Origin of the sequence: Hydrogenophaga sp. (assembly GCF_030373225.1) — a bacterium.
Lineage (GTDB): Bacteria > Pseudomonadota > Gammaproteobacteria > Burkholderiales > Burkholderiaceae_C > Hydrogenophaga.
On record NZ_JAUCZG010000003.1, the window covers coordinates 172232 to 186635 of the forward strand.

The 14404-nt window shown below is 64.1% G+C and carries 10 protein-coding genes and 3 tRNA genes; 7 read left to right on the top strand and 6 right to left on the bottom strand.

Translation table 11 applies throughout. The features are described from left to right. Positions 1–50: 50 nt before the first annotated feature. A complete protein-coding gene (locus tag QUV35_RS03030; protein ID WP_300870743.1) occupies positions 51–1994 on the bottom strand; it encodes a helix-turn-helix domain-containing protein in 1944 nt (647 codons plus the stop codon). A gap of 144 nt (positions 1995–2138) precedes the next feature. Here QUV35_RS03030 and QUV35_RS03035 point away from each other — a divergent pair, with 144 nt between their 5' ends. From QUV35_RS03035 to QUV35_RS03065, 7 genes are all read left to right on the top strand, one after another. Further along, complete coding sequence (locus QUV35_RS03035; protein ID WP_300870744.1) at positions 2139–3110, top strand: ABC transporter permease; 972 nt, start codon at positions 2139–2141, stop codon at positions 3108–3110. 61 nt (positions 3111–3171) lie between these two features. After that, on the top strand, positions 3172–4182 hold the full coding sequence (locus QUV35_RS03040; protein ID WP_300870746.1) for a sugar ABC transporter substrate-binding protein: 1011 nt from the start codon (positions 3172–3174) through the stop codon (positions 4180–4182). Positions 4183–4292: 110 nt separating this feature from the next. Next, positions 4293–6479, top strand: coding sequence for an SMP-30/gluconolactonase/LRE family protein (locus QUV35_RS03045; RefSeq protein WP_300870748.1), 2187 nt, complete (start codon positions 4293–4295; stop codon positions 6477–6479). Continuing rightward, positions 6476–7588, top strand: coding sequence for a strictosidine synthase (locus tag QUV35_RS03050; protein ID WP_300870749.1), 1113 nt, complete (start codon positions 6476–6478; stop codon positions 7586–7588). The genes QUV35_RS03045 and QUV35_RS03050 overlap by 4 nt, the downstream gene beginning before the upstream one ends. Positions 7589–7614: 26 nt before the next feature. Beyond that, positions 7615–9099 (top strand): sugar ABC transporter ATP-binding protein, encoded by a 1485-nt coding sequence (locus tag QUV35_RS03055; protein WP_300870751.1) that lies wholly within the window; start codon positions 7615–7617, stop codon positions 9097–9099. A gap of 11 nt (positions 9100–9110) precedes the next feature. Beyond that, positions 9111–9764: a 2-hydroxychromene-2-carboxylate isomerase gene (locus QUV35_RS03060; protein WP_300870752.1), complete on the top strand. Its 654-nt coding sequence runs from the start codon at positions 9111–9113 to the stop codon at positions 9762–9764. 35 nt (positions 9765–9799) lie between these two features. Beyond that, positions 9800–11029: a CoA transferase gene (locus QUV35_RS03065; RefSeq protein ID WP_300870754.1), complete on the top strand. Its 1230-nt coding sequence runs from the start codon at positions 9800–9802 to the stop codon at positions 11027–11029. Positions 11030–11311: 282 nt separating this feature from the next. On the opposite strand, the gene QUV35_RS03070 is transcribed toward QUV35_RS03065, so the two are convergent. From QUV35_RS03070 to QUV35_RS03090, 5 genes are all read right to left on the bottom strand, one after another. Beyond that, positions 11312–11388: transfer RNA gene (locus QUV35_RS03070), tRNA-Asp, on the bottom strand. A gap of 70 nt (positions 11389–11458) precedes the next feature. Next, positions 11459–11534: transfer RNA gene (locus QUV35_RS03075), tRNA-Glu, on the bottom strand. Positions 11535–11649: 115 nt separating this feature from the next. After that, positions 11650–11725: transfer RNA gene (locus QUV35_RS03080), tRNA-Ala, on the bottom strand. A gap of 76 nt (positions 11726–11801) precedes the next feature. Further along, positions 11802–13190, bottom strand: coding sequence for a glutamate--tRNA ligase (gltX, locus tag QUV35_RS03085; RefSeq protein ID WP_300870756.1), 1389 nt, complete (start codon positions 13188–13190; stop codon positions 11802–11804). Between the two features lies 1 nt (position 13191). Continuing rightward, positions 13192–14397 carry an O-succinylhomoserine sulfhydrylase gene (locus tag QUV35_RS03090; protein WP_300870758.1) on the bottom strand — a complete coding sequence of 402 codons (1206 nt, stop codon included), beginning with the start codon at positions 14395–14397 and terminating at the stop codon, positions 13192–13194. Positions 14398–14404 lie beyond the last annotated feature (7 nt).

The following is a 14404-nucleotide window of genomic DNA, read 5'->3' on the forward strand; positions in this document are numbered from 1 at the left end:
GTGCCCAAGCCGCTGAGCAGGAGAAGCGCCACCCGCGCAAGCGCGCAGCTTCAGCCCAGGTTCGACGACGGTGAGCGCAGCGCGTGCAGCTGCAGTGCCAGGTGCAGCGCCAGGCGGCGCCCCGGCAGATCCCATGGACCGAGCAAGGCGTCAGCTGCGGCCAGGCGGTTGCGCAGCGTGTTGATGTGCAGCCCAAGGCGGCTGGCTGCCGCCTTGGCGCTGCAGCCCAGGTCGAGATAGGTCAAAAGGCTCGTTGCCAGCTTCGTGCCGCGTGTCCGGTCATGCGCCAACAATGCGCCGACGGTTGCGTCGATGAAGGTCTGAGGAGCTGGTCCGCCGACGGCCGCATTGTTGCCAAAAGCTGCGACAAATGGCGCGAGTTCGTCGACCAGACGAATGCAGGCTTTGGCGGTGAGGTCCTCCGACGCCAGCATGCGCAACAGCACCAGGCCTTTGTGCAGCCCCGCGAAGCTGTCCGGCAGCACCGCCAGCGTGTCGCAACGCGCCGAAACCAGTCCCACGGCGGTCAGCCTGGGCTTCTCGTCCAACGCCTTCAGCATCGTCTGGCGCAGCGCCGCGGGATCGCGATCGGCACACAACACGACAACCCGGCCGTCCATTTCGCAGACGCGAGCGCGAGGGTCGTCGAGCCGGGCCTGCAGCCGCCGTTGCACAGCCGTCGTGGTGGCGCCGGCGGCGCTTCCCATCGCGGTGACCTCGAGCAGCGCCAGCACCGTCGCGGTGCCGGACGTCAGCCCTCGCGCCGCGGCCCGGCCGGCAAGCGCCGCACTGCCGAGGCGCATCGGGTTCAGCAGGTCCGCCAGCAAGTGCTCCGAGTCGGCGGCCTGGGAGTCGACCGTCAGTCGCGGCGCCAGCAACATCAGCGCCACAACAAGTGCGCTGCGTTCCAGGGTGCGCACTGCGACGTCAGAAAGCGGTTCCGCGCTCAAGACCAGCAGGCCACCGAGCAGGCGGCTGCCGCCCACGATCGCCGCCAGACGGCCCATGCGTCCCGGCGGCGCAGCCATGGCCACGGAGCGACCACTGAGGCGGCTGTCGTCGAGTGCGGCGTGCAGTTGCAACCCCTGCAACCACCGGGCCAGACTGCCGCCGGCCCCGCTGACACCCACGCCGTCGGATCCGGCCATGCACAGGACCGTGTCGGCGTCATCGACCACCACCACCTCGGCGCCAAGAAGGCTGGCAACGGTGCGGCACACATCGAGTTGCGTGCCCCCCCGGGCCACCAGTCGCGTCAGCCGTTCATGAGCGTCGGCCGCCATTTCCAAAGCTTCGGTCTGCTGTTGCAACCGCTGGTTGCTGAATTCGGCCTGCGCCAGCGCCCTGCGCGTCTGCGCATGGGCTTGCGCATTGCGCACCGCCACCACGGCTTGCGCGGCAAGCATCCCGAGGGTGGCGATGTCGGGATGCGTGTACTCGCGCACCACCCGGTCGGCGAGCACCAGCACGCCGATGAAGTCGGTTCCTGACAACATCGGCACCGCCACCATGGACAGCAAGCCTTCGCCGCGCAAGGTCGCGTCGATCTGCGCGTCGTGAATGACCCGCTCATCGGCGAAATAGTCGGCCGTTGCGAAAGGTGAGCGGGTGCGCCTGACATAACCGGCGGCGCCGCGGCCGTGCGCGACGCGCATCAACTGCGCCCATTCAGCGGTGACACCGTCGATTGCCAACACCACAAGGTCGTCCTCGCTTGCGACGTCGGGCCCCGCAATCCAGCCGATGTGACTGCCAAGCAATGCGCGGCTGCGCTCGACGATGGCCTGCAGCACACCCGCTGGCTCTCGCAGCACGGTCAGGTCGCGGGCTGTATCGGCCACGGCCCGCCAGGCCCGCTCGCGGTCGCGCGACTGCGCCACCTGCAACCGCAGCGACGCCAGTTCGACGGGGTCGGCACTGCGCGTCAGTGCTGCACCGACGACCGCCGGATCGGGATCGTCCAGATCGTCGGGGTCGTAGGAGGGTCGGTGCATGGGGGGGGTTCTCCAAGGAGTTTTCAACCGAATCCTGTGATTAACACACAGGAAACCGATCGAAGGCTGTGCATCTCACACATTGCCACATTGCCGAGCTGCACCGACGATCGACGCTGGTTCAAAAAAAGATGGAGACGCAACATGAGGCTGCCCCGCCTGTCCCAGCAAACAATTGTCTTTGCGATCTTCACCCTGATGTTCGCCGGCTTCTCGGTTTTGCTGCCCGGATTCCTCAACACCGGCAACATGCTGGGACTGCTGCAAAACGTTGCCATCCTCGGCATCCTGGGTTTGGGCATGGCGATCATCGTCATCGGCCGGGGAATCGACATTTCCATGGTGGCTGTGCTGGCCGTGCCAGCCGGATTGATCCTGCAGATGGTGCAGGACGGTCATTCGGTGCCCGTGGCCTTCGCCGCAGCGCTGGCGCTGGCACTGGTCTTCGGTCTGATCAACGGCTGGCTCACGGCCTATGCCGAGGTGCCATCGCTGTTCACGACGCTGGCTTCGGGTCTGTTCCTGGCCGGGCTCGGACAGGTGGCGTTCTTTCGCCTCGACGTGGTGCAGTGGAGCCCGAAGCTCGACGGCCTTGCCTGGGTCGGCCGCGGCACGCTGGCCGGTATCCCGATGCCTGTGGTGATGTTTGGTCTGGTTGCTGTGGCAGTGGCCTTCTTCCTGCGCCGCACCCGGCTGGGCAGTTATGTCTACGCCATCGGCGACAACCCCTTCGGTGCGCGCACCACCGGCATCCCGACACGGCCGGTGATCGTGTTGCAGTACGTGCTGGCGGCGTTGATCGGGGCCTTTGCCGGCATGGTGATGGCGGCCTCGGTGAACAGCATGCCCACGCGCATTTACAACTCCACGCTGATCTACGACGTCATCCTGGTCGTGGTGCTCGGCGGCATCGGCCTGGCAGGCGGGCGTGGCGGCGTGATCAACGTGATCATCGGAACCTTGCTGATCGGAACCTTGCTCAACGGCATGACGATCATGGACGTGTCCTATTCAGCCCAGAACCTGGTCAAGGGGGTGGTGCTGCTGGCGGCCATCCTGATCGATTCGTTCGTCAATCCGCGCAACGAAGAAACCGCCCAACAGGGTGATATATGAAGCGGCACCCCGTTCCTTCCGTCCCTTGCGGACACCCACCAAGAACCATCCGGAGACACGCATGACGAAACAACTCGGCATTCTCAAAAGCATCACCATCGCGGCCGCGCTGGGAGCCAGCATGGGCGCTTTCGCTCAGGGAAAGGGCCTTGAAGAGCCATTTCGCGACAGCTATAGAAAAACCATGTCGGGCAAGGTCGTGGCCTATGTGCCGGTTGCGCTGGGTTTCGACCTCGCACAGGGCTGGCTCGAAGGCCTCAAGCGGGAACTCGAGCCGCTGGGCGTGAAGATCGTCGCCCGCGACCCGAACTGGAGCACCAACGCCGGCGCGCAGGCGGTGACCGCGCTGATCGGGGAAAAGCCCGATGTGCTGGTGGTGCACAACCCCGACGTGCAGACCTACGCCAAGTTGCTGCGCAAGGCCGAGGCCGATGGCATCCAGGTCATCCAGATCAACATGCGCTCGTCTTACTCGTCGGTCGCCTATGTCGGCGCGGATTGGGTTGAAATCGGCGAAGGCGCGGCGACGGCTGTGGTCGAGGCCTGCAAAGGCAAATCGAACAAGATCGCGATTGTGCAGGGCGCGTTGTCTGCCGCAGCCAGCGCCTACACGCTCAAGGGCGTGGAAAACGTGCTGGCAAAAAACCCGCAGATCAAGGTCGTGTCCAGCCAGGCTGCCGATTGGGATGCCGCCAAGGCCAAGGGCATCACCCAGACCGTGCTCAAGCAACACCCCGACCTGTGCGGCATCGTCGGTTTCTGGGACGGCATGGATTCAGGCACGGCAGCGGCCATCAAGGAAGCGGGCCTGACCGGCAAGGTCTTCCTCGCCACGTCGGGCGGAGGCGAGCAAAAGGGCGCCTGTGATCAGGTCAAAAGCGGTGCTTTCGACCTGAACTTGAGCTACGACGTACCCACGCAGGCCACCACGATGGCTGCCCAGATCAAGTGGCTGTTGCAGAACCCGGGCAAGACGACTGGCCTGAAGGGTTCGATCTACACCACCCTGATCCCGATCACCAAGGCCAACGCCAACATCGAGGGCACGTGCTGGAAGTTGGGCAAATCCTGATCCGCATGGCCCGGCTGGCCGGGCGTGCCCGACACGTCGCGGCCTCGCCAACCCGCAATGCCGTCGCACGCCGGCAAGCCGTCTGACGCCCACAACCTGACCGCAAGAACATGGAAAACACCTTGAACCGAGGAGGCAATTTGCCGCCCAGCGCCCCCGCGGCGTCGGCTGAAGAGTCGCTGCGCGACCGGCTGACCCGCTGGCGCTATCGCTATTGGCCGGATCATCTGCTTGGCGAAATTCTGGCCAAGCGCTGGATGGAGACGGCCATTCCGGTGGTGGTGCTGTTGTTGGTGGTCATTGGCCTCTCGCAGCTGTTGCCGAACTTCTTTTCGCCGTACAGCCTGGCCAATACCGGGCGCCAAGCGGGAGAAATCGGTTTCATCGTGTTTGGCATGGCACTGGTGATGATCGTCGGCGGCATCGACCTGTCGGTGGGGTCGACGTTCGCGCTGACCAATTTCACCGCACTTTTCCTGATGCATGTGCTCGGTTGGCCGGTGGTCGGCGCAGTGGCCGTGACGCTGCTCGTCGGAGCGCTGCTCGGCGCGGTCAATGGTGTGCTGATCGGCTATTTCCGCTTGCGCGCCTTCCTGACCACCCTGATCACGCTGATCATCTATCGCGCGATATACGACCTGGCGATCGCCGACTACTCCACCGCCATCGCTGGCGGCTTTCCCGAGTCCCTGTTCTGGGAGGCGATTGGCAGTGGCGGGTGGCTTGGTGTGCCCACCGTGATCTGGTGTTATGCGGCGGTCGCCGTGTTCGGCCACATCTTCCTGACTCGGCTGCGGCCTGGATGGCACATCACGGCCATCGGTGGCTCTCGCCGTTCGGCCTACAACACCGGAATCGCCGTGCGCCGCACGGTGGCGCTGACCTACGTGGCCAGCGGCGTTCTCACCGCCATCGGCGGCATCTTCTTCGCGTCACGTCTGGCCACCGCCGGCGGCGACATCGGCGTGGGACTGGAAGTCACGGTGCTGACCGCGGCCGTGATCGGTGGCATCAGCCTGGGTGGCGGCAAGGGCTCGGTCATGAAGGCGATGGTCGGCACCTTGATCGTGCTGCTGGTCATCAACGGGATGACGTCGCTTTCCCTGCATGGCGGCTTCAACCGCATGGTGCTGGCCAGCATCCTGATCCTGGCGGCGGTGATCGACATCCGATGGCTCAAGAACCGCCACCGCATCGTCAGCAAGGTCTATGTCAGCCCGACCTACCACGCACTTCCGCCCTTGCCGTCGACCGCACCCGATTGCGGAACCGCTTGGGCACAAAACGACAAACTGCGCTCCGTCAAGGTCATTGGCCTGGGCCTTATCGAAGGCCCGGAGGACGTGATCCTCGATCGTCACGACAACCTGTATGCCGGCTCGCGCCACGGCGACATCATCCGGTTCTTCCCGCCGGAATACGAACGCATGGAGGTCTATGCGCACATCGGCGGCACACCACTTGGCATGGCGTTCGACCGTCTGGACAACCTGTATGTCTGCGTCGGTGGCATGGGCCTGTACCGAGTGACTCCGCAGCGCGTGGTGGAGAAGGTGACGGACGAGACGAATCGCAATTACATGTCGGTGAACGACGACAGCCGGTTGCGCCTCGCCGACGACTTGGACATCACTGACGACGGCCGCATTTTCTTCTCCGAGGCCACGGTGCGCTACGAGATGCATGAGTGGGCCACAGACGGGCTGGAGGCCCGCGGCAACGGCCGCATCATTTGTTACGACACGCGCAGCGGCAAGACGCACACGGTGATCCGCGACCTGCAGTTCCCCAACGGGGTGTGCATCGCCAGCGACGGCCAATCCTTCCTGTTCGCCGAGACCTGGGGCTGCAGCGTCAAGCGCCACTGGTTCGACGGGCCAAAGGCGGGCACCACCGAGACCGTACTGGAAAATCTGCCTGGTTTCCCGGACAACATCAACAACGCGTCGGACGGCAACTACTGGATGTCATTGGTGGGCATGCGCTGCCCGGCGTTGGATCTGGCCTGGCGCATGCCGGGGTTCCGCCAACGCATGGCAAAGCAGGTACCGCGCGACGAATGGCTGTTCCCGAACATCAACACCGGCTGCGTACTGAAATTCAACGAGCAGGGCGAAGTGCTCGAAACGCTCTGGGACCTGGGCGGCGAGAACCACCCGATGATCACCTCGATGCGCGAACACCGCGGTCATCTCTATCTGGGCGGCATCATGAACAACCGCATCGGCCGCTACACCCTGTCTGACGCCGATCCGGACTTCGTGCAATACGACCGGCGCTGGGGAAAAGCCGCATGATCACCGCCATCAAACAATGGAGCGACCGCCTGCTCGGGCGCGGCGCGGCGTCGATCACCGTGCCGGTATTCGACGGCGCATTGAAGTCGAACACATGGCTGGAAGATGCGGCCGTGCTGAGCCAACTCGATGCACCGGTTGACCTCGCGAGCGACGGCGTGTCGGTGTTCGTCGCCGACGGCAACACGGTGTGGCAACACGAGGGCATCAGCACGCAATGGGCACCGCGTGCGGTGGCATGCGTCGACGCCGCCATCTCCGCCATCGCATGTGTGCCCGGCGGCGGTCTGGCGCTGGCCGTGGGTGGCAGGGAAGTGCGCATTGTTGGCGGCGCGCATGATGGCCTCGTCTTCACACAGGCCGAAGGGCGTGCGCTCAACTGCGTCAATGCGCTGGCGTTCGGTTCCGACGGCAGGCTGCTGGCAAGCGATGGTTCGGCCACACAGCCACCCGAACGCTGGAAGCACGACCTGATGGAGATCGGCCACAGCGGCAGGTTGATCGCGTTCGATCTGGCCAGGAACCAGGGTCACGAGCGAGCCAGCGGCCTGAGTTATGCGTTCGGCACCAGCGCCGCCGGCAATGGTGCGCTGGTGTGCGAGAGCTGGCGTCATCGAGTGCTGCGGGTCGACGCGAATGGCGGTATGCCGGTGCCGCTGGTCGACAACCTGCCGGGGTACCCGTCACGCATCACGCAGGCTCGCGGCGGTGGCTACTGGCTGACGTGCTTTGCGCTGCGCACGCAGCTGGTCGAGTTCGTGTTGCGCGAACCCGTGTTTCGCAAGCGCATGCTGCTGGAAGTTGATCCGGCCTATTGGATCGCACCCGCGCTGAACTCCGGCAACACCTACCTCGAGCCGATGCAGGGCGCGCATCTGAAAATGATGGGCGTGGTCAAACCCTGGGCACCGCCGCGGTCCTATGGGCTGGTGATCCGCCTCGATGACAAAGGTTTGATCCGCTATTCGCTGCACAGCCGCTTCGACGGGCAGAACCACGGCGTCGCCGCCGCAGTGGAGTGTGCGGGTCAGCTGTACCTGTTGGCCCAGGGCAGCAAGCGTTTGCTGCGCCTGTCAATCACCGATACCGAAAGGAACCTTGCCGTATGAGCACCGCGTCTGTCTCCGTTGTGCCCATGCTGGAGTTGCGCAAGGCCACGAAAAAATACGCCGGCATACCGGCCATCGATGAGGTCGACTTCGCGCTGCTGCCGGGCGAGGTGCATGCCATCGTCGGCGAGAACGGTGCCGGCAAATCGACCTTGACCAAGGTGATGGCCGGAGTGGTCACGCTCAGTTCGGGCGAGATGCGGGTCGAGGGCCGCATCGTCAACCCGCAGACGCCGAACGAGGCGCGCGAGCTGGGCATTGCGATGGTGTTCCAGGAGACCAGTCTGGTGCCGACCATGACCGTGGCGCAGAATCTGTTTCTTGGCCAGGAGCATTTCTTCAACCGGCTGCGCGGCATCTATATCGCCGCGCAGCAGTTCATGCAGTCGCTGCAATTCGACGTCGACCCGACAGTGCAGGTGAGCCTGCTCGGAGCAGCAAAGAAGCAGATGGTCGAGATCGCTCGCGCAGTGCTGCACAAGGCGCGCGTCATCATCTTCGATGAACCCACTGCGAGCCTGACGCCGGAGGAGAAGAAATATTTCTTCGATCTGATCGCCAACCTCAAGACCCGTGGCGTGTCGGTCATCTTCATCTCGCACGCTCTCGAAGAAGCCCTGCACATCTCGGACCGAATCACCATCCTGCGCGACGGCCGACACGTGGTCACCGACGATACGAACAAGTTCGACCGCGCCCGCATCGTGCAGGCGATGGTAGGACGTGACTTGTCGCAGACGCTCTACGGTCAACGCAAGACACACGTTCGGCCGCAGGGAAAGCGCGTTTTGTCGGTGCAGAACCTGCGCATGGCGGCCATGGTGAAAAACAATTCCTTGTCGGTGTTTGCCGGCCAGATCACCGGCGTGTTCGGTCTTGTCGGCTCGGGCCGAACCGAGACCTTCAAGGTGGTGGCGGGTGTCATCAAGCGCGATTTCATGCACGGTGGCGACGTTTTCCTCAACGGTCGGGCGGTGCGTTATTTCGTACCCGCTGAGGCGGTACGCGACGGCATTGCCTATGTCACCGAGGATCGCAAGATCGAAGGCTTCTTCGAGACCAGGTCGATCGCCGACAACATCTACCTGGGATTGCTGGCCAAGTTGCGCGGGCGGCGAACATTGGTGTCCCGAGCCGAGGCGGGCGAGATCGGCGAAGCGTGGATCAAGCGGCTGAACATCCGCGCCATCAATCGCGACGTCAAGGCCATCGAACTGTCCGGGGGCAACCAGCAGAAGGTGGTGATTGCCAAATCGCTGATTCAGGATCCCGAACTGATCATCTTCGACGAGCCGACGCGCGGCGTCGACGTCGGCGCCATCAGCGAGATCCATGAACTGATCAACCGACTGGCCGATGAAGGCAAGGCGGTGGTGGTGATCTCCTCGTACCTGCCCGAGATCATGGCGTTGTCCGATCGCATCCTGGTACAGCGCATGGGCAAGGTGGTCGAGGAGTACTCGGCGACCGAAGCCACCGAGGAGAAGATCATGTACGCAGCGATCCACTGATGGACCATGTCATGAACCAGCCTCCCTCATCAGGCACGAGCGCCGGCAAACGTGCGCCGATCGACTTCTACTTCGACTTCATTTCCAGCTATGGCTACTTTGCCAGTTTGCGGATCGAGGACATCGCCGCGCGCCATGGCTGCACGGTGCGATGGCACAGCATGCTTTTGGGTGTTTCGGTGATGAAGGTGATGGGCCTGAAGCCGTTGCTGGAAACGCCACTGAAAGGGGACTATGTGCAGCATGATGCCGCGCGCTACATGCGTCGGCACGGCCTGATGCTGGCGCGCAAGATCAGCGATCCGATGATGGACCCCCGGCCAGCAGCACGTGCGTTCTACTGGGTACGGCGTCACCATCCGAACTCCGAGGCGGCCTTTGCGCGCGCTGTGTACGACCGCTACTGGCGACTGGGCAAGGACTTGTCGCTGCCGCAGGAGATCGCCGCAGTTGCCGCACAGGAGCCGACACTCGGCATCGACCCTGAAGCGCTGCGCGCGGGCGAGGCCAGCGACGAAGCACGCCAAGACCTGCGCGAAGCGGTGGCCGCAAGTATTGAATGCGGCGTCTTTGGCTCCCCCTTCGTTCTGGTGGACGGCGAGCCTTTCTGGGGCTCGGACCGCCTCGATGTGCTTGACGAATGGTTGGCCTGCGGCGGCTGGTGAGTCGCTGAGCCCCCCCAAATGAAACGGAAATCTCCATGTCCACCTCGCCTCAAGCTGTTGAACGCGTTGCGTCACTGAGCGGCATCACCGTTCTCGACGTCACACGGGTTGTCGCCGGGCCCTACTGCACGATGATGTTGGCCGACCTGGGCGCCATGGTGATCAAGGTCGAACACCCCACCGACCCTGATTTCGTGCGCGGCTTTCCTCCTTTTGCCGACGGCATCGAGGGCCAGGGCAGTGGGTACTTCGCGCAGTACAACCGCCACAAACTGGGCATCAGCCTGGATCTCAAGCGCCCCGAAGGCCGCGCGCTTTTCCTGGAGATGGCGACCAAGGCCGACATACTGATGGAAAACTTCCGCCCCGGCACAATGGAGAAGCTTGGCTTGGGTTACGAGACGTTGCGGCCACTGTGTCCGAGGCTGATCTACACCTCGATCAGCGGTTTTGGCCAAAGCGGGCCGCATTCGCGCCGCCCGGCCTTCGACAGCACCGCGCAGGCCGCCGGCGGACTCTGGTCGATGAACGGCGAGGCCGACGCGCCGCCGGTGCGCGTGGGCAGCATCATCGGTGACCTTGCCGCATCGTTTTATGCCACCATCGCCACGCTTGCCGCGCTGCGCGAGCGTGAACACAGCGGCCTTGGCCAGCGCGTCGACGTCGCCCAGCAGGATTCGGTGGTGACGCTCACCGAAAACGCCATCGTCAATTACACGATGGCGGGTATCGTCGCCAGCCCAATGGGCAACGAACACCCATTCGCCAAGCCCTACGGTCAATATGCGTGCAAGGACGGGCACGTGTTCTTCGGCAGCTACAGCGACAAGCTGTGGCGAGAGGCTTGCCTTGTCTTCGGGATGCCCGGGCTGGCCGATGATCCGGAGATCGACACGATGGGCAAGCGCTTCGATCCGGCCACCTACGAGCGCCGGTTGCGCCCGGTCATCGAGGGCTGGTTCGCGCCGCGCACCAAGGCCGAACTGGAGGCCATGGCTGGCGACCGCATTGCGCTGACACCGGTGAAAAGCATGGACGAGGTGGTGGCCGACCCGCACCTGGCGGCGCGCGACATGTTCGTGCCCGTTCAGCTCCATGGCAAGTCGGTGACCGTGTTCGGCTCACCCATGCATTTGTCCGCCACGCCAGTGCAGACCCGTGGCGCGGCACCCGAACTGGGTCAGCACAACAGGGCGGTCTATCTCGACTGGCTCGGCATGGACCCCCAACGCTTCCACGCACTGCGGGCCGACGGAACGATTTGAAGGCAGCACACCGGAGGCTGGCTGCGGTGACCGGCAGACCCTTGCCGCGCAAGCCACGAGTGTCCGCGACAGACCGCATCGGACGTCTCGATAGGGCTCGGTAAACAACAGACTGTCGTATTTTTCAGTCCGGTGCATCCCGTTTGTGCCGATTTTGTCGCGCCAGCAGGCGGGCGATCGCATGGCGCGTCTGCACTGGCACCGCAACGAGACGATCACAAGAAAAAAGCCCGCTGCTTTCGCATCGGGCTTTATCCAAGAAGTTGGTTTACAACGACATTTTGGCGGAGTGGACGGGGCTCGAACCCGCGACCCCCGGCGTGACAGGCCGGTATTCTAACCAACTGAACTACCACTCCTGGTAGGTGGCTTCTGTTCTTGCGAACCAAGTGCCAACCACTTGTGCCTGAGCAGCCTTGCGGCCAATTCTGGCGACCCTACGGGGATTCGAACCCCGGTACTCACCGTGAAAGGGTGATGTCCTAGGCCTCTAGACGATAGGGTCAAAACCTTGGGACTTGCCGAAACGTGGTTCTCTTCACCACGTTTTTCGAAGCCTCGAATTGTAGCATCGGAAAGTGTTGTTTCTTCCTTTGCTGCGCCTCGCGGCTTCTGATTTCTGGTGGAGGTAAGCGGGATCGAACCGCTGACCTCTTGCATGCCATGCAAGCGCTCTCCCAGCTGAGCTATACCCCCACAGGGTTTGCCGATTTGCTTCGCTGGCTTGAACCAGCGCTGCGTTTCAGCAAGCCTCGAATTATAGGTGATTTTTTCAGGCGTTCTGCAAACGGTCCATCACCGTTTGACGTTTCTGCAGTTCCAGCACGGCATCGAGCGAGGGCGTCTGCGCGGTTCCCATCACCAGCACGCGCACCGGCATGGCGATCTGCGGCATCTTCAGGCCGTGTGCGCCGAGCACCTCCTTGATGGCCGCCGAGATGGCGGCCTTGTCCCAGGCGATGTCGGCCAGCCTGCTTGCCAGCGCGGCCAGTGCCGGTCGCACCGCGTCGGTGACGTGCTGCGCGCGCTCGTCGGCGTTGGGCGTGATGTCGGCATAAAACGCCTTTGCCCACTGGGCCAGTGCCACCGTCGTGTCGCAGCGGTCCTTGAACAGGCCGCAGATCCGGGGCAGGCGTTCATCCGCCTCGATGCCTTGCCACTGGAGCTGCTCGGCCACCAGGGCTGCCAGGGCGACGTCGTCCATGGCCTTGAGGTGCTGGGCATTGACCCAGCGCAGCTTGGCCTCGTCGAATTGCGCAGCGCTGCGGCCGAGGTGGTCGAGGTTGAACCACTCAAGGAACTGCGCGCGGCTGAAGATCTCATCGTCACCGTGGCTCCAGCCCAGGCGCGCGAGGTAGTTCACCATGGCGTCGGGCAGGTAGCCTTCGTCGCGGTACTGCGTGACGGGCTTGGCGCCGTTGCGCTTGCTCATCTTCTCGCCCTGCTCGTTGAGCACGGTGGGCAGGTGGGCGTACACCGGCGGCTCCTTGCCGAGTGCGCGAAAGATGTTGATCTGGCGCGGCGTGTTGTTCACATGGTCGTCGCCACGAATGACGTGGGTGATGGTCATGTCGATGTCGTCGACCACCACGCAGAAGTTGTAGGTGGGCGTGCCGTCGGGACGCGCGATCACGAGGTCGTCGAGCTCGTCGTTGCTGATCTCGATGCGGCCCTTGACCTTGTCGTCCCAGGCCACCACGCCGCCTTGCGGGTTCTTGAAGCGCAGCACGGGCTTCACGTCTGCGGGCACCGGCGGCAGCACCTTGCCGGGCTCGGGCCGCCAGGTGCCGTCGTAGCGCGGCTTCTCTTTGGCCGCCATCTGCGCCTCGCGCAGCGCGTCGAGCTCGGCCACGCTCATGTAGCACGGGTACACCAGGCCGGCGCTGACCATGTCGGCCAGCACGGCCTTGTAGCGGTCCATGCGCTGCATTTGATAGAACGGGCCTTCATCGTGGTCCAGGCCCAGCCACTTCATGCCTTCGATGATGACGTCCACCGCGGCCTGCGACGAACGCTCCAGGTCGGTGTCTTCGATGCGCAGGATGAAGATGCCGCCAGTGGAGCGCGCAAACGCCCACGGGTAGAGCGCCGAGCGGATGTTGCCAAGGTGGATGAAGCCGGTGGGCGACGGGGCGAAACGGGTGCGGACGGTGGTGGTCATGTCAGGGCGTGAGGAGTCCGCGGTCAAGGTCGGTCTGGATGTCGTCGAGGTGTTCGAGGCCCACCGCCACGCGGATCAGGCCCTGGACCACACCGGCCGACTGGCGCTGTGCTTCGGTCAGGCGGCCGTGTGAGGTGCTGGCAGGGTGCGCGACCAGGGTTTTGGTGTCGCCGAGGTTGGTGGAGAGCGACATCACCTGCAGCGAGTCGAGCACATGGAAGGCGCGCGCGCGGGCCTCGTCACCAGCAGCTGCCTTGACCTCGAAAGACAGCACCGCGCCGCCGCTTCCCGACTGCTGGGCCATGGCCAGGGCGTGTTGCGGGTGGCTGGCCAGGCCGGGGTAGTGCACGCGCGCCACGGCCGGGTGGTCTTGCAGCCACTGCGCGAGTTGAAGCGCGCGCGCCGACTGTGCCTGCATGCGGATGTCCAGCGTCTCCAGCCCCTTGAGCACGACCCAGGCGTTGAAGGGCGCCAGCGTCATGCCGGCGCTCTTGAGCACCGGCAAAAAAGTCTTGGTCACCAGCTCCTGGCTGGCGCACAGGGCGCCGGCCATCACACGGCCCTGCCCGTCGAGGTATTTGGTGCCCGAGTGCATGACGATGTCCGCGCCCAGCGCGATGGGCAACTGCAGGGCCGGTGTGGCAAAGCAGTTGTCCACGCAGAGCAGCGCGCCGGCGTTGTGCGCGATGTCGGCCAGCGCGCGGATGTCGCACACCTCGGTGAGCGGGTTGGTGGGTGTTTCGGCGAACAGCAGCCGGGTGGTCGGCTGGATCGCGGCCTGCCACGCCGCCACGTCGGTCTGTGAAACGAAGGTCGACTCGACGCCGAACTTCGCCAGGTCGGTGCCGATGAGCTTGATGGTGGAGCCGAACATGGAGTGCGAACACACCACATGGTCGCCGGCCTTGAGCAGGCCCATGCACATCATGAGGATGGCCGACATGCCCGAGGCGGTGGAGATGCAGGCTTCGGCACCCTCGAGGGCCGCCAGGCGCTGCTCGAAGCTGGCCACGGTGGGATTGCCGTAACGGCCGTAGGTGAAGCCCTCTTCGTCACCGGCAAAGCGGCGCGCAGCCGATTCGGCGCTCGGCTGCACGTAGCCGCTCGTGAGGTACAGGGCTTCCGAATTTTCGCCGTACTGGCTGCGTTCAACGGCTTCGCGCACGGCCAGCGTGTCGCGGTGAAGGTCGGTTTTCTTCGGCTTCATGGGCAAA